Here is a 23,006-nt window from a genome sequence, read left to right as displayed (position 1 = left end):
ATTATGAGTTGCAGGCTGCGATAACTTGCGCAGCAGATAGTGCATCAGGGGTAATCAAGCACTGCTTTTATGTCAGTGAGGTTGTCGGCAATCCATTGTTTGTTGATTGCGCCCCATTCCTGAATTTCATACCGTCCGCTTCGGTGGCGTTCTCCCTCTGCCTGTTTGAATTCACACACAATATCGAGGTCGGAGAGGCTTTTAATGGTGTCTTGCGCTGTGCGCCTCGGCATACCCGTATATTCAAGCAATGCGGGCACTGTCGCGATGCCCTGGTCGATCAGGTGCGCGACATATAAGCGACGATAAAAGCTGGATTTGGTTTTACTGATGGACATAACTGCCGTGTTAACTCCGTTTAAACATCTTAACTGACGATGCCAGAGTATCACCAATTTCAGCCAGGATGAACGGCGTTTTGATGCAGCCGGCAGTCGTTGCTATTGTCAGAGAGTTTTACAGCTGTCTGAAGTCGTCATCTTTGTAAAACCGTAACACATTGAAATTAATGAATGGATAAAGTTGGCCCGAAAAGTGCAATCAAATAATGAAACCAGACACAGCAGAAACAAAGCGCGTATTACGTGAATGTTAATGCAGTGATGTGAAGAAGAGGGAGTATCTGTGATCACTGCTTCAGGGCTTAGGGGAAGCGCTGATACTGTGCAGGGATTCAGAATTATAATAACAACAGACTAAAATTATAATTTTCAACTGGCCACCTGCGGGTGGCTTTTCTTTTTTCTTTGTTTGGCACTGCAGGGATAGTAGCCAGGTGAACAGACCAGGTGCTGTGGTTCTTGCAAGCTTGCCATGCTGGTATACAATACGTTGTTCTTTTCCTGTCTGCCCACGACGATGACAGTGCAGGCTTCGCTTCAAACAATAAGGAAAATCGTCTCTGTTATGAGCAAATTGACGGCACCGGAATTTAAGGCCGAACTTCTTCACCCCCGATACTGGCCGACCTTGTTGATGATTGGCACTATGAAACTCATCAGTTTACTCCCTTACCGTATTCAGTTTCTGATGGGTAAAGGTGTCGGCAGGCTGGCAATCAAATTGCTCAAAAAGCGTCGTTATACCATTGAGCGTAATCTGGAACTCTGCTTTCCAGATATGCCAAAGGATGAGCGTGATGCGTTGATTAAGAAAAATATCGACAATGCCGGACTGGCTTTGTTTGAAACCGGCATTGCCTGGTTCTGGCCTGAATGGCGGGTTAAACGCCACATCCGGTTTGAAGGTGTTGAGTATCTGGATGAGCTGGATAAGCAAGGGAAAGGTGTACTGCTGGTGGCCGTTCATTCCATGAATCTGGAAGTCGGAGCTCGCGCATTCGGCCTTAGAGCGCCGGGTGTGGGTGTCTACCGTCCGAACAATAACCCTTGTTTTGATTATTTCCAGTTTAAAGGCCGGGTGCGTTCTAACCGTTATATGCTGGATCGCAAAGATGTCAAAGGGATGTTCCGTGCCTTGCGTGAAGGGGAGCGGGTCTGGTATGCCCCTGATCATGATTATGGTCGTCGCCGTTCAACCTTTGCGCCCCTGTTTGCCGTTGATAAGGCGTGTACGACGGTAGGAACCAGTTTACTGGTTGATGCCACTGATTGTGCCATTGTACCTATTGCCCTGGTCCGCGACACCGATGACGGTATGTATACACTCAGAGTGTTTAAACCGTTGGAAGACTTCCCGCATAATGATCCGGATGCGGCAGCAGTCTATATCAACAAACACGCGGTAGAACCTATGATCATGCAGGCACCAGAGCAGTATATGTGGCTGCACCGGCGGTTTAAGACCCGTCCCGAAGGCGAAGCCAGTTTATACTGATTGGCGAAAGATAAAAAAACAGCCCGCATTGCGGGCTGTTTTCGTAGGGCGTGTGGCTATCAGCTAGTCGGTCAGCTGGCCGGCCTGATAATCACGAATCGCTTGCTCGATCTCTTCCATGGTATTCATGACAAAAGGGCCGTAATGTGCCACTGGCTCATTAATCGGGGTGCCCGAAAGCAATAGCAGCCCGGTATCTTCTGTGGCCGTTATTGCCAGACCTTCACCTGCGGTTAACATCACCAGTTCACCGGCTTTGGCATGTCGTCCCTCGATGCTGACTGCTCCCTGGTAAACATACAGCATGGCCTGGAAATCCGGGTTCAGGCAACTGTTCAATTGCTCACCGGCTGCTGCTCGCCAGTCTGCAATAGTGGTGGGTACACCCGTTTCTTGTAGCGGACCTGTCAGAGTGTCACCGTCAATGGTGAGATCGCCGGCAATAACACGAATCAGGTTCTGCTCATTTAGCTGTTTCTCTGTAATCACGTCAGACTGGAAGTCATGGTACTGAGCGGGCAGCATTTTTTTGTTGGCGGGCAGGTTTATCCAAATTTGAAAACCATGTAATTGCCCGTCGGCCATGATGGGCATCTCACTGTGAATAACCCCTTTACCTGCCGACATCCATTGCGCACCACCGTCTTTCAGCTCGCCTTTGTTGCCCAAGTGGTCTTGGTGCTGGAAGTGACCGCGTAACATATAAGTCAGTGTTTCTATGCCTCGGTGAGGATGAGGTGGAAACCCGCCAATATAGTCAGCGGCCTGATCAGACTTGAGCTCATCAACCATCAGAAAAGGCGAAAATGCCGCATTGTCGAAACCATGCACGCGTTGAATTTTGACACCATCACCATCTGACGATGGGTGAGAGCGCAGGATATGTTGAATGTGTCTGATTGCCATGATTGCCTCCGAATATCAGCTTCCGGCGTAGTTTGAAAAAAGTGTACGCCGGGCAAAGGCAACAGAACAGTTCAGGCTGACGAACAGCTTATTAGAAAAAATTGAATGAGTTGGCGTTTGGGATTAGTTGTGGAGGCGGCTTTGAATGCGCTGCCAGGCTTCACAGGCCTGTCGGAATTTCTCTGTATTACCTTCCGGGCGATCAGGGTGCCAGCGCAATGCCAGCCTTCGCCATTGTTTGCGTATTTGTGCCGGACTGGCATCAGCGGGAAGCTCAAGTACGGCCAGATCTTGTTGCCATGAGGCGTTTGTCGTGACACTCAGGTTGCCAATGTGTTGCTGATATCTTTGCCAGAACGTTGACAGCAGATCGCGGATGGAGTGGGTATCAGAGTTATAATTCTGCCAGTCCAGATAGTATTCCCTGAGCGGGTCTTGCTCGTCGACCTGCTGATCACCCTGATTTTGCATCAGTTTGATGTTCATTGCCTGAGCCTGCAGCCACTGCCGGGGCAACAGCATTTGCTGCAGCTGGTATAGCGCATTCATCAGCAGAAAATTTCGCTTGAACAGATCCTGCTCAGCAACCTCGTCTAAGGTGTTCAGTAAACCTTGCTGTTTCAACGATTCCGCCAGGGTATGCACCATCCATCCATCGGGTTGCTTTTCCAGCAGGCTGAGAATGGGCCAGATAAGCGGGTTTTCAGGTTGTTCGTCAGATGGACGCTCTGGCAGGGTCATTCAGTGTTTCCGTTAGTTGTGAAAAAGGTGTCGCCTGATCACCGTCTGCGACGATAGGCAGTGGCACTCTAACAAACTCGGGTGTGAGACAAAAAGAAATCAGGGTACAGAAAGCGGATAGGGGAATCGGTGTCACAGCTTGCACATTTTCAGGCTATTGCATGAAAAAATCCGGGATAAGTGCATGACGCTGTTCATTATCCCGGAATCTTTATCTGATGTTGCTGGAATGAGTGGTGTTACTCAATCGTCACGCCGTAATACTTCTGGATACACTTGGCATAATCGCCTTTTTTCAGTGTGGTGTGCGCGGTTTGATACCCGGATTCAATCCGGCAGGCAAAGCTGCTGCCGCCCGGGTTATCCGGGTAATAGCTCCAGTCATTTTCCCAGTACAGGCCAAAGGTGCTGTCACCTGTTTTCTTGAACGCTTTCATACCCGCACAGCCCAGCTGTTCGTCTGCGGGAATGGCAACACCCAGAGCGGCAGCGTGACCACGGTAGTATTTAATACGGTTGACTGACTGAGGTTTCTCAGTGTCAAGCGTGCATTCAATACCGCCATTGATGATCATAGTGGTGACACCAAAGCCGGGTACGCGCTTCTCAGCAATATCTGCTGCTGTTGGCTGCCATGTACCGTCAATAACATGCAGCATGGAAGGTTTCGGTGGCTGCGGATACACAAAGAAGAACACGGCAGACGCCAGGTTCAGCCAGCTGTCAGCAACACGATCCGGATCTTGTAGCAGTACGCTAACGTCGTTAAAGATAAAGTCAGAGAAGGGGCCGTAGTTGTAGTGGTAAGACAGTTGTTTGGCACCACGACCGAAATACTTCACATAACTGCCGTCGGGGTTAGTCCCGCATGGCCACTGCTCAGTCTGCCAGTTACTGGCGGCACATTCACTGTTGTAGCCACAGGAAGAGGCCTCTTCCGAACACCCGGCTTCGCGTACAAAGAACAGGCCCTGCCGCCATTCTTCGTAAGGAGAGTGGGGGTTATGGGCGCCGGTTTCCTGAGTGAAATGCGCGAACATGACGGCCAGCGATTTGGCACAGATGGCATCTGATTGCGCTGCACGCTCATCGGTATAGGTGGCACAAAAACCTTTGAATTTCGCGACTGCTTTCAGAAAATTAGAGTAGGTATAGACGACGTTGCGCTCCGGGAACAGCGCATCCCATTTTTGCTCGCTGATTAAGGCTTCAACCCGTTTGACGTTATCCGGGTTGGTAGACAAGCCAGGAACAACGGCTTCTACAACTGCGTTGTCGCGTGTGCTGATTGAAGCCAGCACTGCAGCGAATTCCGGCGAGCTGGTCAGTTCGGCTTCACGGGCATCCAGATAGGTTTTGCTCATGATATAGCTACCGTCCGGGTTCTGACCAATGATACCGTTGGCCGGTGTCGGTTCCGGCGTTGGATCCGGATCAGGGCCGGGGCCGGGATCAGGGTTGTTGTCTGCACTGACCCACTCCCAAACGCCTGTGCCGGGTGTGGTGTCTGGTGCTTCTCCCTGTGTCCACCATTTTGCTTTATAAATCTGACTGTTGTAAGAAACGTGGTCACCCCCTACATACACAGCACTGCTTTGGTAGGCCGGATACGTCGGTGTTGTTGATGACGTTACATTCAGCGCGTTGACTTGTTGCCAGGCATCGCCCAGATACGTATCGGGTGCCTCGTTTTCTGTGCTGCGCAGTGCTTGATAAGTGGCTCCCTGATAGATGACTTGTTCACCCGCGCTATAAACGCCATCGGGGTTGTAATTCGCCGTGGCCATGACGCTGGCAGAGAGTAAAGCACTGCTGATCAGGACTGTCTTCAGCGTCCTTTGCAGTATGTGTCTGTTATTCATTGTTGGTTCCTTAAGTGCAGTAAAAGCCGGTCAGTTGACCGAAAAAATGTACTGCAAATTAAGGTATCGCTTATGACAGTTTTGTCGTGAGATGAAATGACAAACTGTGATAGCAAGCAATAGGAATCAGTGAAGGAGTCAGAGACTTGCTGAGAAGTTGTGATAACGCACTACAACTTAATTGGAGTAGTGTAAAAAGTGTTGATGTTGACTCTGTGGCTGATCAGGAAGGCATGTATCGCCTTCCTGAAATCAATGGATAAAGCGGTGAATCAGTCGCGGAAGTTTTCAAACTGGAAAGGTTTATCCAGCTCTTCTGAGCTTCGTACCAGCGCCATTGCAGCTTGCAGGTCATCGCGCTTTTTACCGGTTACCCGGACTTTGTCGCCCTGAATAGAGGCTTGCACTTTGATCTTGGAATCTTTTAGCATTTTGACTATTTGCTTAGCCACAGGGGTATCAATCCCTTGCTTAAACATGGCTTCCTGTGAATAGGTTTTCCCAGTGTGAACCATGTCTTTGGTTTCCATCGCGCGGGCATCAACGCCGCGTTTGGCTAAGTTTCCGCGAAGGATATCGCGCATTTGCAGCAGCTGAAACTCAGCTTCAGCAGACATTTTCACGATTTCTTTATTCAGACTGAAAGTGGCTTCTACATTGCGGAAATCAAAGCGGGTGTCCAGCTCGCGGTTACTGTTATCTACCGCATTTTTCAGCTCAACGGTATCGACTTCAGAAATAATATCAAAAGAAGGCATGGTGTATTCCTGCTCATCATTGTTAATGGGCGTTTTTATATCATAAAACGCCAGACTATTGTAACTAATGGCTTTTGGCCTGGCTTATTGTTTTTGGACTGCAGCAGCGAGCATGGCAAGCATTTCTTCAGTATCTTCCCAGCTTATGCAAGGGTCGGTGATGGATTGACCATAGGTTAGGCCTTTTTCCTGGCCGCTTTCCAGTGACTGATTACCTTCAACAATAAAGCTTTCTGCCATAATGCCGGCAATGTAGCGACTGCCATCTGTCAGTTGTTTACAGATGTCGGCAGCCACATCAAGCTGGCGTTTATGTTGCTTCTGACAGTTTCCATGGCTGAAATCGACTACCAGCTTAGTCGGCAGCGCAAACTCTTCCAGCGCGTCACAGGCTGCCTGAATGTCTTCTGCGTGATAATTTGGCATTTTTCCGCCACGCAAAATAATGTGGCCATGGGGATTGCCCGCGGTTTTGTAAATCGTCATCTCGCCATTTTTTGCCGGGGAGCAAAAAACGTGCGGTGCACGGGTGGCACGAATCGCATCTATCGCAATTTTCACATTACCATCGGTGCCGTTTTTAAATCCTACCGGACAGGAAAGCGCAGAGGCCATTTCACGGTGTATCTGAGATTCAGTGGTACGTGCGCCAATCGCTCCCCAGCTGATCAAGTCCGCAATGTACTGGCCTGTGATCATATCAAGGAACTCGGTCGCTGTTGGCATGCCCAGCTGATTAATGTCGAGCAGTAGTTTTCTGGCTTTGTACAAACCGGCAACTAAATCCAGACTACCATCAAGATGGGGATCGGAAACCAGGCCCTTCCAGCCAACGACAGTCCGTGGTTTTTCGAAATAGGTGCGCATTACAATGCACAGTTTTTCCTGGTATTTGTCTTTCAGTGTCAGCAGGCGACGCGCATAGTCCAGAGCGGCTTCTGTATCATGGACTGAACATGGGCCAACGATGACCAGAAGGCGGTTATCTTTGCCTGTCAGAATGTTTTCGATCTCACGGCGGGAATGAGCGATGTGCTTGGCGGTGGGATCTGTCATCGGATGGGCGGCTTCCACCTCGTCTGGAGAAGGCATACGTCCGAGACTGACGGTACGAAGTTCATCGGTTTTTTGGGGCATTTGGGCGCCTGCTTTTCAGGTGTAACATTGATGACGGATAAAGATAGCCTAAAAGGCCGCAGGAATAAACCAAACGATTAATATCCATCACCTTTATGGCCTGAATTTACTGGGATCTGAAGAAAACCTGAATAATGGTTGCACCGGATAAAAATGAATTGTTATGTTTCCTGTAAGCATAAAAATAGTGCTTGCCTTTCAGAGTAACTCGGATGCTGAGCTACTTTGGTTGAATAACAGATAATAAACAGCAGTGTAAGGGAGATGGCTATGATGTCCGCAGAGAAGTGGGCGACCAATGTTGTCGCGGGTAAAGTAATCGCATTAACGCGCTCGCAATTGGTATCAAGGTCAACAGATGAAGCCAGCAATACAGTTTTGATAGGGTTGGATGCGTTAATAGCAGAAACCGGGATTCATCTCAGCGCTGTGTGTCAGCCGGATGTACTCAATGGTGATGAGAAAGCGGCGTTGTCAGCGATAACCGGCGGGAAAGATGCTGAGAGCTTTCTGGTTGACAGGCTGGTCAATGATTTGTCTGAATTTGCTCAGAAACGTATTGCGGCAGGACATACCAAACCGGTACTGAAGCTGAGACTCAGCGGAGCGGAGATTGCCAGCGACAGTACGCAGATTGGCGGTCATTTAATGCCGAGAGAAGAAAATCCTGTGATGGGACTGCGCGGTGTGGCTCGCTACCTGCACCCGCAGTGGGCCAGGATGTTTGCACTGCAGTGTAAAATTATAAAGCAGCTGCGCCATGTGACCGGTGATTTGCCGATAGCCATAGTGATTCCTTTTGTCCGTACATACAGTGATGCGGCATCCGTTCATGATTTGCTGGCAGAACAAGGTTTGTTTCGCGGAAAGTCAGGTTTGCAGGTGCATCTGATGTGTGATTTACCGGCCAATGCTGTGATGGCGGATAAATTTCTGCATTACTTTGATGGTGTAGTGATCGATCTGGATCATCTGGCACAACTGACGCTGGCGATAGACCCGGCAAATGACACGCTGGATTATGACGAACCTTATAATGACGCAGTGTTATTTCTGGCTGAACGTACGCTGAAAAAGAGCCGGGAAGTGAATAAGCATTGTGAATTGCTGTCACGCTCTGTCACCGTTCAGCCAAAACTTCAGCGCTGGCTATCGGAACACGCAGTGACGAGTCTTATCTGCAGCCCACAATAACTACGAAGAGCCTGAGTATTCAGGCTCTTTTTATACTTGCCGCTCTTTTGTATCGTGTCGGCATCGTGCCGGAAAAGTGTGCTTGCTAAGACGAGCAACTGATTTCCAGCTCTTTTCCCCATTGCGGTGGTTTCGCCGCCAGCTGCTCATAGTCAGGGTGATCGTCATATGGGTTGGCCAGAACGTTCAGCAGATTCTCAACCATGGCATAGTCGCCACTTTCCGCCTGCTCAATGGCTTGCTGGGCTAAATAGTTCCGCAGTATGTATTTAGGATTATGCAGCCGCATTAACGCTAAGCGATCGGCATCGTTGTTCTGTTCGAGTGTCAGTCGCTTCGCGTAAGTGTTAAGCCAGGCTTGCAGGGGCGCAGGATCGTTAACCAGATCCGAAAACAGGTGGCTGCTGTCAGTCAGGTTTCCGGCTGGAATGTCAGTCAGCGTTCTGAAGAACAGGGTGTAATCTATTGCCTGATTGGCGAGCAGCTCAAACATCTCACTGAATAGGGCGCTGTCTTCTTCATGGCGTTCCATAATGCCCAATTTATTGCGCATCCGGATGCTGTATTCCTGTTGAAGCCGTGACTGGTAGCTGTGCAGTGCGGCATCAATCTCTTCTTTGTCGAGAAGCGGGGTTAATGCATAGCCAAGCGCGGATAAATTCCACAGTGCAATGGACGGTTGCTGGTTAAACGCGTAGCGGCCTGAATAGTCTGAATGGTTACAGATATAACCCGGTTGATAATCGTCCAGGAACCCGTAAGGACCGTAGTCGAATGTCAGTCCGAGCACTGACATGTTGTCGGTATTCATCACACCGTGAGCAAAACCAACCGCTTGCCAGTCAGCGATTAAGGTGGCTGTCAGATCGACGATGCGCTGGAACATGGCCGCATACGGTGTGGCATGGGTGAGTAGATCAGCGAAATGATGCTTGATCAGATAATCCGCCAGCAGCTTCAGCTCCGTGTGCTGCTGGGTATAAAACAGGTATTCAAAGTGGCCGAAACGCAGGTGGCTTTCTGCGACACGGATCAGTGTGGCGCCCAGTTCTGCTTTTTCCCGGTAAACAGGGGTGTCGCTGGCTAACACGGCCAGTGCATGCGTGGTTCGGATACCCAGGCCTTTCATGGCCGCACTGGCCAGATATTCACGGATGCTGGAGCGTAACACTGCGCGTCCGTCTCCCATGCGGGAATATGGGGTTTGCCCGGAGCCTTTCAGATGAATGTCCCACTTGTTGCCTTGTGATGTGATCACTTCTCCCATCAAAAGGCCGCGTCCATCGCCTAAATCCGGATTGTACTGACCGAACTGATGACCTGTGTATTTCATGGCCAGCGGGTCAAGTCCGTGCAGTGCTTCATTGCCGGTAAACAGTTCTGCAAAGAAAGGGGTTTGCGCTTCGGCAGGATCCAGTTCCAGCATTTCACAGACGGCAGGATTGACACTGACCAGATAAGGATTTTCCAGCGGCTGGGGGATCACCCGGGTGCCGAACACACTGGGTAATTCACTGTAAGTATTATTGAAAATCAATTCGGTCAGTTTGCGCATAATGGCCGCCAGGAAGATGAAAGTGAGGGGTAGCGTATCAAGTTACGGCCTGTAAACAAGGCATAAAATGTAGGGTTAATGGCATAGGAAAGCGGGCCTCCTCATAACATAAGCATAGAAGAGGCCCACAATCGTGTCAGTTAGCGAAGGAAATCAGTCAATCGCTTCAATATCGACGATCTTTGAACGGTTCATGATGATCTTCCAGCGCTGTATTTTAGGTTCCTGATCTTCGTCACTCTCACGGGTGATCAGGTTAATCAGGTGCCGTTTTTCAACCGATTCTCTCGCCACCTGGCCGTCACGCATGACGTAAATCTTCTGGGAACCTTTTTCCATCAGCGTGGACAGGAAGCGCAGATCAAAAAGAATCGATTCTTTGGTTTGTTCATACCCGGTCAGAAACTTGGTCGTCGACATTCTGGTGGTACTTTTGTAATGCAGAATGGCTTCTTCTTTAGCCGACACCTTGTGCTTGCGCGCTTTTTTGATGTTGTCATCCAGCGTGTCGTAGCGCATGTATTCCAGCCATTCCAGCTGGCGGCCAATCAGTTTATTGCTGTCGCTGTCAAAAAACTGTTTACGCCACTTGGGTTTGCCTTTTCGTACCCAGCGCCAGAGAGCGTGCTTAAGGTCGTCTTTAAACACCTCGCGGGCGGCATAAATTACCGACAGCACCAGGATAAACGACGCGGTAATGTCACCAAGTACACCGCGGGCCTCAATCAGCATGATGGTGACAAAGATCATCACAAAACCGGCCGCAAACCCTGTCACGACTTTTTTGGTGGTATTACCCAAAACAGTCGTGCTCTCTTTCATGGTGACCGGATATTCTATCAGGCGTCGCAGCAACCGCATTTTGTTCGACATGCGCGTTGGATCAGCCGTTGCGCGCTCAGAGTTATAATTATTAGATAAACGGTGAGCGGATTCTGTCTGACAGAAATCCAGATACAGTGCTTTGATTTCGCTGTAGTTTTCCGCTCTTGGCAGGTGGGCGACCAACGAAAGGAAACGCTGTTCTGTAAACCAGGACAAATAGTTATCTATGTTTTGGTAATACTTGAGCAGTTCTTCATCACTCGGCACATTCCGGCGCAAACGCTTGAGAATCCCTGCCGAAACACTGGCGACTTCTTCCAGTTCCTCTGTGGTTCGCTCTGTTTTTTCATCAAGTAGTTGATGGACGGTTTCTTCCAGTGCCACCGCAAACTGGTAAGCAAACAAACTCAGGCTCAAGCGATACTGACCGGATGGCAAATTACCACGACTGGCGAGGCGACTGTGTACCAGTGGAAGATGATGAACATCACTGAAGTAAGTTCGCTTACCGTGAATGACATTATGGTAGAACTCGTCTTCAGACATGATATTGGCGTTCAGGCCAAGTTCACCGGGAATGAAAAGAAATACATCAAGCTGACGATTTTTTGCCTCATGGATGACATGCGACATTTTCAGGTTATGGCCATCTTTCTTTTCAACGGTGATCACTTTAAGTCGGTTCCTCTCTGAAGGTTCTGTGGTGTGGGTTTGCCGGATTCAGTTGCTGTTAGAATTTTAGTGTAAACTCATGTGAAATAGCACTACCAGACAACGAGTTATGGCTCGACAGCAGAAATTTTGGTCAGATACGCCTATTTTGGTCAGGCAGCCTGAATCAACATCACGTATAATGCGCGTTTCAAAATAGCGAGCTTTCTCCTGTTCAGCGTTAGTTTTGTGTCAGAAACGCTGCTGACCGGAGATTGAGGCGGATAACCGCTGGAATAGTTTACCCTGAGAGTGACATATTTATGATTAAAGTTGGTCAGTACAACACGTTGGAAGTCGTAAAAATTGTAGATTTTGGCGTGTTTCTGGATGGTGGCGAGGATTTTGGCAATATTTTGCTGCCGAAATCGTCTGTGCCTGAAGGCACATCTCTGGGGGATAATCTGGAGGTGTTCGTCTATTTTGATTCTGAAGATGACATTATTGCGACGACGAAAACACCGCTGGCGCAAGTCGGTGACTTTGCGCTGCTGAAGATAGTCGGCATTTCGGGTGTCGGCGCCTTTGTTGACTGGGGGCTGGATAAAGATCTGCTGGTACCGTTCAGTGAGCAGCGACGCCGCCTGGAAGTCGGTCAGAATATTCTGGTGCGAATCTATACCGACAAAGCGTCCGGCCGTATAGTTGGCTCGACTAAACTGAACCGTTTTCTGGATAAAACACCGGCACCGTATCAAGTGGGCGATGAAGTGAAGGTCTTAATCGCGGAAACGACTGAGCTGGGTTACAAAGCGGTGATCGAAGATTTGCACTGGGGACTTTTCTTTAAGACAGAAGCGTTTGGTAAGTTGTTTGTCGGTAAGAAACTGAAAGCCTATATCAAAGAAATTCGCCCCGATGGCAAGATCAACCTGTCGTTACAAAAAGCAGGCAAAGCGAAAGTGGACGATCTGGCGGATAAAATCCTGACAACGCTGGAGCGGCAGGGGGGCTTTCTGCCTTTGAGCGATAAGTCAGCACCCGATGATATCTTCAAAGCGTTCAGAACCAGTAAAGCAACGTTCAAAAAAACCATTGGCAGCTTATACAAGAAAGGCCTGATCATCATCGAAAGGGATGGTATCCGTCTCAACGATAACTGAAAGTGCTGCAATTCTGACATAAGCCGGTGAAACTCACCGGCTTTTTTGTGACCGCTGTTATTCTCTCTTGCTCAATATGAGCGTATGTTTATATACCTGAATGGTTACAGCATTGAGCCATTTATAGTCATTGATTGTGAGTAAAAAACTGTTAGGTCCCATCCAAGGCTTATCCAACCTGACAACACACTACAATTGACAAGGAATAAACATGCAAGGAATGAAAGTGAAAGCATTGGCTGCAGGTATTTCGCTGCTGATGTCTGGCGCGGCTTACGCAGCCGATGTGCCTGCGGGTGTGACGCTGGCAGAGAAACAGGAAATTGTCTGGAGTCTGGGCGGTGAGGTGCCAACCTTAGATCCCACCATGACCACAGATGACTCAAGCAGCAAGGTGATCAGCGATTTGTTCGACGGTTTAGTGTCTGAAGATAAGGAAGGCAATATTATTCCTGCCCTGGCCTCGCACTGGGACATCTCTGCTGATGGCAAAACCGTGACTTTCCATCTTCGTGACGGGCTTCAGTGGTCTAACGGTGAACCATTAACGGCGCACGATGTGGAATACAGCTTTAAGCGCAATGCCGATCCGGCATCCGCAGCGCCTTATTCGTGGTATCTGGGTACAGCGAATATTGTGAATGCTGTAGACATCACTGATGGCAAAAAAGACAAAGAGACTCTGGGTGTCAAGGCTCTGGACGACAACACCGTTCAGTTTAGTCTGACTCAGCCAACCCCTTATTTTGTCAAAATGCTCTCACATCCATCAACGTTTCCTGTCTACCGTAAAGCGGTTGAAAAGTATGGTGATAACTGGACCAATCCGGATCATATCGTCAGCTCAGGTGCGTACACTCTGACCAACTGGGTAGTGAACGAGCGCATTGATCTGGTACGTAACCCGGCATACTGGAATGATGCTAAAACGGTGATTAACAAAGCCGCCTATCTGGCGATTGAAAATCAGACGGCAGAGTATAACCGTTACCGTACCGGTGAAATTGACATCACGGCGACATTTCCGCTCGAACAGTATAAGCACATCAAGCAAGAGCGTCCTGATGAGCTGCTGACCATGCCATCGCTGGCGACCTATTACTATCTGTTCAACTTAGATAAGAAGCCATTTGATGATGTCCGCGTCCGTAAAGCACTGGCTTATGCGATCGATCGTGATGTGGTGACTCAGTTTATTCTGGGGCAGGGGCAGATCCCAGCCTACGGTGTGACACCGCCTGCCGTGGCGGGTTTTGATGCGCCGGAATTGCCCTGGGCTTCGCTGTCTCAGAAGGAACGTAACCAAAAAGCGCAGGAATTGTTGAAAGAAGCAGGCTATTCGAAAGATAACCCGCTGAAATTTGAGCTGGTATATAACACTAATGAATCGCACAAAAAACTGGCGCTGGCGATGCTGTCGATGTGGAAGCAAAGCCTGCCGGTAGAAGTGGATCTGGCGAACCAGGAATGGAAAACCTTCCTGCAGAAACTGGCTCAGAAAGACTTTAGTCTGGCGCGTTATGCCTGGGTAGGTGACTATAATGAAGCATCAACCTTTTTGTCGTACTTTGAAAGCAAGGGCATGAACTATTCTCGCTGGGCCAATCAAGCCTACGACAAAGCAATGGCAGACGCTTTAGCGGCGAAATCAGATAAAGAGCGTAATCACTTCTATCAGGAAGCGGAACGTATTTTTGCTGAAGATATGCCGGCAATCCCTGTGTATTTTTATACCAAGACAGTTATCAAGTCGCCAAAAGTCGGCGGGTATTCAACGACCAATGCATCGGCAAACCGCTACACCCGTGATTTGTACATCATGAAGTGATGCGACGAAACGTTCTGTAAGATTGACTAAAGAGCCTTAAGCAAAGAGCCTGATCTCAGTCAGGCTCTTTTTACTCGTGTTATTCGTTACTCCCGCAAACCGGGCAGTTCGCCTGCTTCATCAGCTTCATTTCCTGCCAGTGCATAGTCATGGCGTCCAGCAGCAGAATTTTACCTGTGAGCGGTTTGCCCATAGCCGCTATCACTTTGATGGCTTCCATCGCCTGCACCGCACCGATGATACCGACCAGAGGTGACATCACACCGGCTTCAACACAGGTCAGGTTTTGTTCGCCGAACAGGCTGCTGAGGCAGGCATAGCAAGGCTGATCGTTCTGATAGGTGAAGACACTGACCTGGCCTTCCATGCGTATTGCCGCGCCGGAAACCAGAGGGGTTTGAGTCTGGTAGCATAAACGGTTCAACTGGTTTCGCGTCGGCAGGTTATCGCTGCAGTCGACAACCAGCGTGTGCTGTTTTATCAGGGTGAGCAGGGCCGCATCATCCAGCCGCTCGCCAATGGTGCGAATAGAACAGTGCGGATTCATCCGCTCAAGTGCCTGTTTGGCGGAGTCGACTTTCAGCATACCCACAGTCACGTCGTGGTGGAGCACCTGCCGTTGCAGATTGGAGAGCTCAACCTTATCGTCATCAATCAGGGTCAGCACGCCGGCGCCGGCCGCAGCCAGATACTGGCTCGCGGCACAACCTAACCCTCCGGCACCAAGGATCAGTATGTGCGCCGCTTTTAAGGCTTCCTGGCCCTCAAAGTCGAACTGACGCAAAATGATCTGCCGGTTGTAACGCAGCATTTCTTGATCAGATAACTCTTCCATCACTGGCTCCTGCTCGGTCATCATTTAATACATACTGGCGTTAAACGGTTCAATCGTGACAGTTTCACCCGGCTGCACTTTGCCGCGCTCTTGTTCCAGAATGACCAGGCAGTTGGCCTGATGCATGGAGCTGAATGCGCCTGACCTCTGATTGCCTGTTGTGGCCACTTCTATTTGCCCTTTGTCGTTCACCTGATAAATGCCGCGCTGGAAGTCGGTACGGCCAGGGCGTTTTTTAAACACGGTACTGGCAATGGCCGGTAAGCGCTGGGGAGCCTGATACTGACTCTGGCCCGCCAACTGGGCAAGGACAGGCTGAACCATCTGATACAGGGTGAGCATGGCTGACACCGGGTTCCCCGGCAGACCGCAAAACCAGCAGTCGTTGACCTTGCCGAAAGCAAAAGGCTTGCCTGGTTTCATGGCTATCTTCCAAAAACCAACTTCACCTTGCTGGGTGAGGATATCTTTTGTGTAATCCGCTTCACCAACGCTGACGCCACCTGAGGTGATTAACACATCCGCTGTGCTGGTGGCTTTCGCAAAAGCCGCCGCTAACTGGGCGGGATCGTCAGGAATAATCCCCAGATCCAGCACCTCGCAGCCGAATTTATCCAGCAGCGCCCGAATCCCGTAACGGTTGCTGTCGTAAATCTGGCCGGCGGCCAGCGGTTCGCCGAGCGGGCGCAGCTCGTCACCGGTGGAAAAGAAAGCGATTTTCGGTCGTTCGAAAACAGGCAGGCTGGCAATGCCCAGTGAAGCGATCAGCGGGAGTTCTCGCGCTGAAAGCCTGTGGCCTTTGGCAACAACAACTTCGCCGAGTTGAATGTCATCGCCAATCGGGCGGACATTGTCTCCTGCCTGAGGTGTAGCCAGAAAGCGGATTTGATCGCCGAGAACTTCTGTCTCTTCCTGCATGATCACGGTATCTGTCCCTGCCGGTAGCTCTGCGCCTGTCATAATACGGATGCACTGGCCTGATTGGCATGAACCGTCGAAAGGGCTACCTGCAAACGACTGACCGGCCAGAGTCAGGGTGTCTGTTTTGTCTAAATCAGCACGCTGAAGGGCGTAGCCATCCATGGCGGAATTGGCAAAGGGCGGGACGTTAATCGGGGAGGTCACATCCTCTGCCAGTACCAGCCCCAGTGTTTCTGCCAAAGGTAATCTATTGGTTTTGCTGATAGGTTTGACCACTGACAGCATTTTCTCAATGGCTGTTTCTACCGGCATCAAGCCCGGCGCATCACACGAGTCCATTTGCTAATCCTTCATTCGTTATGCTTAATTGCTGACTATTATGACAAAAAAAACTCGCCGGAACTAATTCCCCCAGCAAATACGAGGTGTAATTGTTGCTAAATGGGGGTATCCTTCGGGCTCAGTTTTACTGGCAAGGCAGTGTTGTTCGATCATCAGCCTCAGTCAGTTGGAGGAGAAAATGACAACATTAAGCGAATCAGCATTGAAAGTCCGTCAGGCGTTAGAAGTGCGTGGACTGGAAACCCCGATGACAACCGAATTGGTTGGCAATGCCGAGAAGAAAGAACGTATTGAATTCCACATGCGCGAAATTCTGGGATTATTATCTCTGGATCTCACCGATGATAGCTTGATGGATACCCCAAAACGTATCGCGAAAATGTATGTAGACGAAATTTTCTCCGGTCTGGATTACGGCAACTTTCCGAAAATCACTGTCATTGATAACAAAATGAACTGTGATGAAATGGTGCGGGTAAAAGAGATCACCCTGACCAGCACTTGTGAGCATCACCTTGTAACCATAGATGGTAAAGCAACGGTGGCTTATATTCCGCGCGGAAAAATTATCGGCCTGTCGAAGATTAATCGCATTGTGCGTTTCTTTGCTCAGCGTCCGCAGGTGCAGGAACGTATGACGCAGCAAATCTTAGTTGCGCTACAAACTTTGTTGGAAAGCGATGATGTCGCAGTGAGAATTGATGCCACGCACTACTGTGTAAAAGCCCGCGGTGTGATGGATCAAACCAGCGAGACAACAACAACCGCACTCGGCGGTATTTTTAAACGCATACCTGCGACTCGTGCAGAGTTCCTTCACGGACTGCGTTAACCGCTTTTCGCTACCCAGCCTGCCGTCGTAAAAAAAAGCCAATACAGCTAACTGTCTGTATTGGCTTTTTTTATGGCACCGATTACATATCTGCAAGACAAAATTACGTAATTGATATTAAAAATAGTGAATATAACGTCAATCATTACTGCACAGGTACTTTACTGTATAGCTAACGTTAATATTAGCGATTATTAAATGTTGAACACTTTACAGCTGGTGGCTTGGATAAACTTAGGCTAAGAAAAGCCGGATAAAAGTGAGTTAACCACTACTGACTTTTAGTGCGAATAACAAAGAACGTAAAGTGGGGTTGTCAGGCTATGCTCAATTTCAACAGCGGCAAAGTGACACGACAGGCAATGGATGTTGCGGTCTCTGGTTTCGTGAAAGGAACAGCCGGACTGGCTGCGGCAGTGCTGATGTCCGCGTATTCGCTGGCGGCAGAAGAAGGCGTGATAAGGCTGGTTCCTGCTCAGAGTTCGATTATTTCTGCCTCGCTGACTGTCCCTCAGCTCGGCAGGCACGGGTTGGAATCGGTTTCCGTTCTGAGCACTCGCCAGCTTTGTCCGGGCCAGACTGACCCGTTGTGTTTCCCAACAGCGTTGCAAAACCTTTACGCCAGTCATGATTTTATGCCCCTCTGGCGTGATCCGGTTTTGGTGGATGAATTACTGCTGCAGTTAACAGCACTGGCTGAAACCCATAGGGTGCCGGGTTTATTGCAGCGAGTTCAGGAACTGCAACAGCTATCGCAGCGCGATGATCAACGCGGTCTGGATCTTCTGGCGACAGATACCCTGATGGTCTACCAGTCCACCGTTAACCAGATGCTCAATGATCCGAGTGCGCTCTATCGGCCTGCCAACTTTACCCTGGATGCTCAACACCTTGCGTCAGCCCCTATGATCACTGTGCCACTGACTCTAACCTCACTGCAACGACTGCGTCCGACAGACAAGCACTTTGACGCGCTGGTTGCCGAAATGCGCGTGCTTGAACAGGCTGAGCCGCATGGTGTGTATCTGTCGGGACGCCCGGCCATTAAATTTGGCGCTGAAATACCTAACGGTGACAAGCTTGCACGTATGCTCAATACTTATGGTGACTTGTCGGATCAGGATTATGCCAATGTCATGAAGATGGAGCAGGCAACCGGTGAGTCAGCAGTAAACCGACTCACCAATACCGGTGTACTTCATCAGGCCATCCGGCAGTTCCAGCAGCGTCATGGCCTGACAGATGATGGCGTTATTGGCCCTGAAACCGCGCAGAATATGGCGCGTTCGTACGAACAGGTTGCCCAGCTTCTGGCCCTGAATCTACAGCGTAACCGTGTTCTGCAGCGACAGGGTCAGGGTGAGGTGCTTCAGGTGAATATTCCGGAATTCATGTTGCGGGTTCTGAATGATGAAAATGTGGTATTTGAATCGAAAGTCATTGTGGGCAGAAGCAGCCGGCCAACCTATTTATTCTCTTCTGCTATCAATCACATGGTGGTGAATCCAACCTGGAATGTCCCTGAAACTATCAAGGAAGAAGATGTCATACCCAGCATGAAACGATCTCCTGACTATCTGGCACGTCATAACATGCGGATGGTGTCGGGATGGAGTGATGCGCAGTCGATTGACCCCGCACAAATTGACTGGAGTACGGTGTCGGCCCGTAATTTTCCTTACGAATTTCAGCAAAGACCCGGCCCTGGTAATGCACTTGGGCAGGTGAAATTCATGATGCCGAATGATTTTTCGATTTATTTGCACGATACGCCGGTTAAGCGTTTGTTTAACAAAAGTAAAAGGAACTTCAGCTCGGGTTGTGTCAGGGTGGAGAAGGCGCACGACTTAGCCTACTTCCTGCTGGAAAGGCAGCGGGCAGGACAAAGTGCAACCTATGATAATTTATTGCGAAAACGCAACCCAGCGACGATCAATCTGCGAAAAACACTGGCGGTGGATTTTATTTACCGCACCGCCTGGCTTGATGAGCAAGGTAAACTGCAGGTTCGTGACGATATTTATGGCTATGATGATGATTCCACAGTACCGCAAGAACATGACTACATCGCCATGATGAACTATCGCTGATAACGACTGCGCTAATCCGTTGACCAGACAAAACCTTAACCACATTTTCTGGAGATGATGTTTTAGCAGCAATATCAGCGCAGAGCGGGGAAGGCATGAAGTCTTTCGTGTTTTCCCCGACAACGAACACAATCAAATCATAGCCATTGGCTTACTGCACATTCTGTGCAGACGCTATGCCATAGCGTAGCTCCCGCCTAAGATGAATTTTCTGTTGCTGGCTATTGAGCCTGGGCAGGCAGCTTGCGTAGAGTATACGCAATTTTGGTCTATACCACTTGGTGACGCAATGCAATCGACACAGTACAGCTCATTTTGGTTTAAAGAAGCACTGGAAAACGAACCTGATCTTCGCCCCAGGAAATTAGAGAAAGACACAACAACCGATGTCTGCATAGTGGGTGGCGGGTTCACCGGGCTGTGGACGGCAATTCAGCTGAAAATGAAACAGCCGTCTCTGGATATCCTGGTGATTGAAAAAGATCTCTGCGGCAGCGGGGCATCGGGTCGCAATGGGGGTTGTATGCTGACCTGGTCAACCAAGTATCTGACCTTAAAAAAACTGTACGGTGAAGCAGAAGCAATTCGATTGGTGAAGGCCTCTGAAGCGGCGGTCTATGACATAGAGGCGTTTTGTAAAGCGCATGGCATTGAGGCACAGATCCGGTTAGATGGCACCTTATATACGGCATCAAACAGAGCACAAATAGGGGCAATGGATCCGGTTTTGGCGGCGTTGGACAAACAGTCGATCAATGCCTGGCAGCCATGGACGAAGGAAAAGGTACAATCAGAATCGGGATCCGATGTTCATCTCGAAGGCCATTTTTCATCAGCGGCAGGGACAGTTCAGCCCGGATTGCTTGTCAGAGGTCTCAAGCGTGTTGCAGAGGAAATGGGCGTGACCATTTTTGAACACACGCCTATGACGGCGATCGATCGGCAGCAAACTCCGGTTCGGATCGCAACTCCCGGCGGGAATATTCGGGCAGATAAAGTGGTACTGGCGTTAAATGCTTGGATGCCATCTTTATTCCCTGAATTTAAACACAGTGTGGTGCTGGTCTCTTCTGATATGTTGATCACTGAGCCTGCCCCTGAACACCTGAAAAATCTGGGTTTACGCGACGGTAAGTCCGTGATTGATGGCCGAACCTTTGTTCACTATTACCGTACAACGCCGGATGGCCGGTTGATGCTCGGCAAAGGCGGCAACTATTTTTCTTTTGGTAATAAAGTGAGTGCGGTTTTTGATCTGCCAAGTCGTTACCAAGCGATTCTTCGCGCCGCGTTTCGGCGATTTTTCCCTGCAATGCAGTCTGTTCCACTGGCGATGACCTGGACAGGTGCCTCTGATCGCTCTGCCACTGGCATGCCGTTTTTTGGACGTTTAGCGGACAACCCTTCTGTTGTGTATGGTTTGGGCTATTCCGGCAATGGGGTAGTACAGAGCTGGATGGGGGGACAGATCCTCTCCTCTCTGGTACTTGAAGAAGACAATGACTGGGCACAGTCTGGCTTAGTGTCGGGACCTAAAGGCGCTTTCCCACCTGAGCCGATTCGCTGGCTGGGGGCCATTCTGGTCAGAAACGCGATACGACGAAAAGAAAGCGCGGAAGATGAGAACCAAACGCCGAACTGGCTGGATACACAACTCTCAAGGTTTGCTCAATCAGCCGGTAAAGCTGATAAGAGCTAAAGTACGTCACCCGTTCAGAATGCAACACCAAGCAGGTGGATAAGCCTGCTTTTTTTATTCACCCTGTTGCAAAAATGTATTCACACCTTGGGTATTAACGTGGCTGGTTTTTGACCACTCGGTCAGCCCCAAATGTAATAATCATTAATATCCCTGTAATTTAACGTTAAATTCTGCATTTTTATGCTTTGTTGGCATTTAATTCTTTGTTGTTGTGTTTTTCTGGACAGTTTATTTGTCGTGTCAGTGAAAAGTAAATTTCCATTTTCGACTGGATATTTGGTTGTTATAAAAATCAACGACTTGCGTTGTTCGTGTTTTGTTCTGATATTGTTAAAATTTGCAGTGTTTTAGTTTGTAATTTATAAATTGAACCGCATTTATGGATACATAGCTACCTCAACGAAGAGAATAATTATGAGCAACAAAGGAAATGGGACCCTGATGGGACACCCTAAAGGCTTGTTCCTGCTGTTTGGTACCGAGCTTTGGGAACGTTTTTCGTACTATGCAATGCGCGCCATTCTGGTGCTGTATCTTACCGATAAAACAGTGAGCGGTGGTCTTGGCTGGTCAACGGAGGACGCACTCAGTCTCTATGGTATCTATACCGGTCTGATTTATATCACACCGTTGATCGGTGGTTGGATCGCCGACAATTTCTTAGGGCAACGCCGCTCTATTATCATTGGTGGTGTTCTGATGGCTTTAGGGCAGTTCACTCTTGCACTGCCACATTCTCTGGTTGACCCGAACGCCACAACAGCTTTTTATCTCGGCCTGGCACTGTTGATTATTGGTAACGGTCTGTTTAAGCCAAACATTTCGACTATGGTGGGTGATTTGTATTCTGAAGGCGATCACCGCCGTGACGGTGCCTTCACCATTTTCTACATGGGCATTAACCTGGGGGCCTTACTGGCAGGTATTGTCGCGGGTTCAGCGTCCACGGCTTTTGGTTGGAAAGCTGGTTTCCTGGCTGCAGGTATTGGTATGCTATTCAGCCTTGTCACCCAAATGCTGTTTGCTGAAAAGCTGTTGGGTAACATAGGTAAAATACCCGCTGCGAAGCGAGCTGCTGCCATGTCTGACAACGGTAAGAAACAACCTTTGACGAAAAAGGAAATTGATCGCCTGAAAGTGATTATGATCATGGGGCTGTTCGTGGTTGTATTCTGGGCCGGTTTCGAGCAGGCGGGCGGTCTGATGAGTATTTACACTCAGGAATATGCCGACCGTATGATTGGCAGCTTTGAAGTACCCACAGCCTGGTTCCAGTCTCTGAACCCATTCTTTATCATCACAATGGCACCGCTGCTGGCTGCATTGTGGGTAAAAATGGGGCCTAAAGAGCCAAGCTCTCCAATCAAGTTTGCCATTGCACTCTTCCTGCTGGCGATTGGCTTTGTGTGCATGGTTGGTGCCGTAATGCAGCAGGGTGGCGATATGACGGCCAAGACCTCTATGTTGTGGATTGTCGCAGCTTATTTCTTCCACACCATGGGTGAGCTGTGCCTGTCGCCAATTGGTCTGTCTATGATGACTAAGCTGGCACCGTTACGTCTGGCTTCCCTGATGATGGGTGTATGGTTTGGCTTTAATGCGGTTGCTAACTATGTTGCCGGTATGATTGGCGCACATGTAGGTGAAGCGGGCCCACTAGCCATCTTCGGTGGTATTGCTGTGACAGCAGCAGCGTCCGGTTTGATTCTGGTTGTTTTCTCAAATCAGCTGATTCGTTGGATGCATGGTGCTGAAGGTCAAGTGGTGGCAGACACTACCGACGTGCCAGCCAACGCAAAACCGGCACAAGCTTAATGTAAAGATCCAA

The 23,006-nt window shown here is 49.3% G+C and carries 18 protein-coding genes; 8 read left to right on the top strand and 10 right to left on the bottom strand.

The window, feature by feature from the left end; all coding sequences use genetic code 11:
- Nucleotides 1-44: 44 nt before the first annotated feature.
- Complete coding sequence (locus tag KCG43_RS15125; RefSeq protein ID WP_027252143.1) at nucleotides 45-338, bottom strand: helix-turn-helix domain-containing protein; 294 nt, start codon at nucleotides 336-338, stop codon at nucleotides 45-47.
- Nucleotides 339-906: 568 nt separating this feature from the next.
- On the opposite strand from KCG43_RS15125, the gene lpxL reads away from it, so the two are divergent.
- Entirely contained in the window at nucleotides 907-1,836 is a 930-nt protein-coding gene (gene lpxL, locus KCG43_RS15120) for an LpxL/LpxP family Kdo(2)-lipid IV(A) lauroyl/palmitoleoyl acyltransferase (protein ID WP_218385936.1), read from the top strand.
- A gap of 63 nt (nucleotides 1,837-1,899) precedes the next feature.
- Here the strand turns inward: lpxL and KCG43_RS15115 are convergent, their stop codons facing one another.
- The 5 genes from KCG43_RS15115 to KCG43_RS15095 all read right to left on the bottom strand — a co-directional run bounded on the left by KCG43_RS15115 (nucleotide 1,900) and on the right by KCG43_RS15095 (nucleotide 7,240).
- Nucleotides 1,900-2,742 carry a pirin family protein gene (locus KCG43_RS15115; RefSeq protein ID WP_218385934.1) on the bottom strand — a complete coding sequence of 281 codons (843 nt, stop codon included), beginning with the start codon at nucleotides 2,740-2,742 and terminating at the stop codon, nucleotides 1,900-1,902.
- Nucleotides 2,743-2,865: 123 nt separating this feature from the next.
- Nucleotides 2,866-3,483, bottom strand: a complete 618-nt coding sequence (locus KCG43_RS15110; RefSeq protein WP_218385932.1) for a DNA-J related domain-containing protein — start codon at nucleotides 3,481-3,483, stop codon at nucleotides 2,866-2,868.
- A gap of 239 nt (nucleotides 3,484-3,722) precedes the next feature.
- The gene (locus KCG43_RS15105) at nucleotides 3,723-5,345 is read right to left on the bottom strand and encodes a glycoside hydrolase family 19 protein (RefSeq protein WP_218385930.1); all 1,623 of its coding nucleotides are present in this window, start codon (nucleotides 5,343-5,345) and stop codon (nucleotides 3,723-3,725) included.
- A gap of 272 nt (nucleotides 5,346-5,617) precedes the next feature.
- On the bottom strand, nucleotides 5,618-6,103 hold the full coding sequence (locus tag KCG43_RS15100; protein ID WP_027252148.1) for a YajQ family cyclic di-GMP-binding protein: 486 nt from the start codon (nucleotides 6,101-6,103) through the stop codon (nucleotides 5,618-5,620).
- An 84-nt stretch (nucleotides 6,104-6,187) separates the two neighbouring features.
- Nucleotides 6,188-7,240, bottom strand: a complete 1,053-nt coding sequence (locus tag KCG43_RS15095; protein WP_218385928.1) for a 3-deoxy-7-phosphoheptulonate synthase — start codon at nucleotides 7,238-7,240, stop codon at nucleotides 6,188-6,190.
- Between the two features lie 270 nt (nucleotides 7,241-7,510).
- Here KCG43_RS15095 and KCG43_RS15090 point away from each other — a divergent pair, with 270 nt between their 5' ends.
- A complete protein-coding gene (locus KCG43_RS15090; protein ID WP_218385926.1) occupies nucleotides 7,511-8,434 on the top strand; it encodes a putative PEP-binding protein in 924 nt (307 codons plus the stop codon).
- Between the two features lie 85 nt (nucleotides 8,435-8,519).
- On the opposite strand, the gene KCG43_RS15085 is transcribed toward KCG43_RS15090, so the two are convergent.
- Together KCG43_RS15085 and KCG43_RS15080 are read right to left on the bottom strand one after the other, a co-directional pair.
- The gene (locus tag KCG43_RS15085; RefSeq protein ID WP_218385924.1) at nucleotides 8,520-9,989 is read right to left on the bottom strand and encodes a YdiU family protein; all 1,470 of its coding nucleotides are present in this window, start codon (nucleotides 9,987-9,989) and stop codon (nucleotides 8,520-8,522) included.
- 153 nt (nucleotides 9,990-10,142) lie between these two features.
- Entirely contained in the window at nucleotides 10,143-11,486 is a 1,344-nt protein-coding gene (locus KCG43_RS15080) for a hypothetical protein (RefSeq protein ID WP_192016685.1), read from the bottom strand.
- A 302-nt stretch (nucleotides 11,487-11,788) separates the two neighbouring features.
- On the opposite strand from KCG43_RS15080, the gene KCG43_RS15075 reads away from it, so the two are divergent.
- Nucleotides 11,789-12,628: a S1 RNA-binding domain-containing protein gene (locus tag KCG43_RS15075; RefSeq protein ID WP_192016684.1), complete on the top strand. Its 840-nt coding sequence runs from the start codon at nucleotides 11,789-11,791 to the stop codon at nucleotides 12,626-12,628.
- Nucleotides 12,629-12,839: 211 nt separating this feature from the next.
- Entirely contained in the window at nucleotides 12,840-14,456 is a 1,617-nt protein-coding gene (locus KCG43_RS15070) for an ABC transporter substrate-binding protein (protein WP_218385922.1), read from the top strand.
- Nucleotides 14,457-14,535: 79 nt separating this feature from the next.
- On the opposite strand, the gene moeB is transcribed toward KCG43_RS15070, so the two are convergent.
- On the bottom strand, nucleotides 14,536-15,291 hold the full coding sequence (moeB, locus tag KCG43_RS15065; protein WP_218385920.1) for a molybdopterin-synthase adenylyltransferase MoeB: 756 nt from the start codon (nucleotides 15,289-15,291) through the stop codon (nucleotides 14,536-14,538).
- 24 nt (nucleotides 15,292-15,315) lie between these two features.
- Nucleotides 15,316-16,551, bottom strand: coding sequence for a molybdopterin molybdotransferase MoeA (gene moeA / locus KCG43_RS15060; protein ID WP_218385918.1), 1,236 nt, complete (start codon nucleotides 16,549-16,551; stop codon nucleotides 15,316-15,318).
- 181 nt (nucleotides 16,552-16,732) lie between these two features.
- On the opposite strand from moeA, the gene folE reads away from it, so the two are divergent.
- The 4 genes from folE (at nucleotide 16,733) to KCG43_RS15040 (ending at nucleotide 22,993) form a co-directional block, all read left to right on the top strand.
- Nucleotides 16,733-17,386 (top strand): GTP cyclohydrolase I FolE, encoded by a 654-nt coding sequence (gene folE / locus KCG43_RS15055; RefSeq protein WP_218385916.1) that lies wholly within the window; start codon nucleotides 16,733-16,735, stop codon nucleotides 17,384-17,386.
- 323 nt (nucleotides 17,387-17,709) lie between these two features.
- On the top strand, nucleotides 17,710-19,476 hold the full coding sequence (locus tag KCG43_RS15050; RefSeq protein ID WP_218385914.1) for a murein L,D-transpeptidase: 1,767 nt from the start codon (nucleotides 17,710-17,712) through the stop codon (nucleotides 19,474-19,476).
- A gap of 289 nt (nucleotides 19,477-19,765) precedes the next feature.
- Nucleotides 19,766-21,175 carry an FAD-dependent oxidoreductase gene (locus KCG43_RS15045; RefSeq protein WP_218385912.1) on the top strand — a complete coding sequence of 470 codons (1,410 nt, stop codon included), beginning with the start codon at nucleotides 19,766-19,768 and terminating at the stop codon, nucleotides 21,173-21,175.
- Nucleotides 21,176-21,592: 417 nt separating this feature from the next.
- The gene (locus KCG43_RS15040) at nucleotides 21,593-22,993 is read left to right on the top strand and encodes a peptide MFS transporter (protein WP_192016677.1); all 1,401 of its coding nucleotides are present in this window, start codon (nucleotides 21,593-21,595) and stop codon (nucleotides 22,991-22,993) included.
- The last annotated feature ends 13 nt before the right edge of the window (nucleotides 22,994-23,006 follow it).

The organism is Photobacterium sp. WH24, assembly GCF_019204055.1.
Taxonomy (GTDB): Bacteria; Pseudomonadota; Gammaproteobacteria; order Enterobacterales; family Vibrionaceae; genus Photobacterium; species Photobacterium arenosum.
The sequence above is the reverse complement of the archived record's forward strand: the minus strand, read 5'-3'. Positions and strand labels throughout refer to the sequence as shown.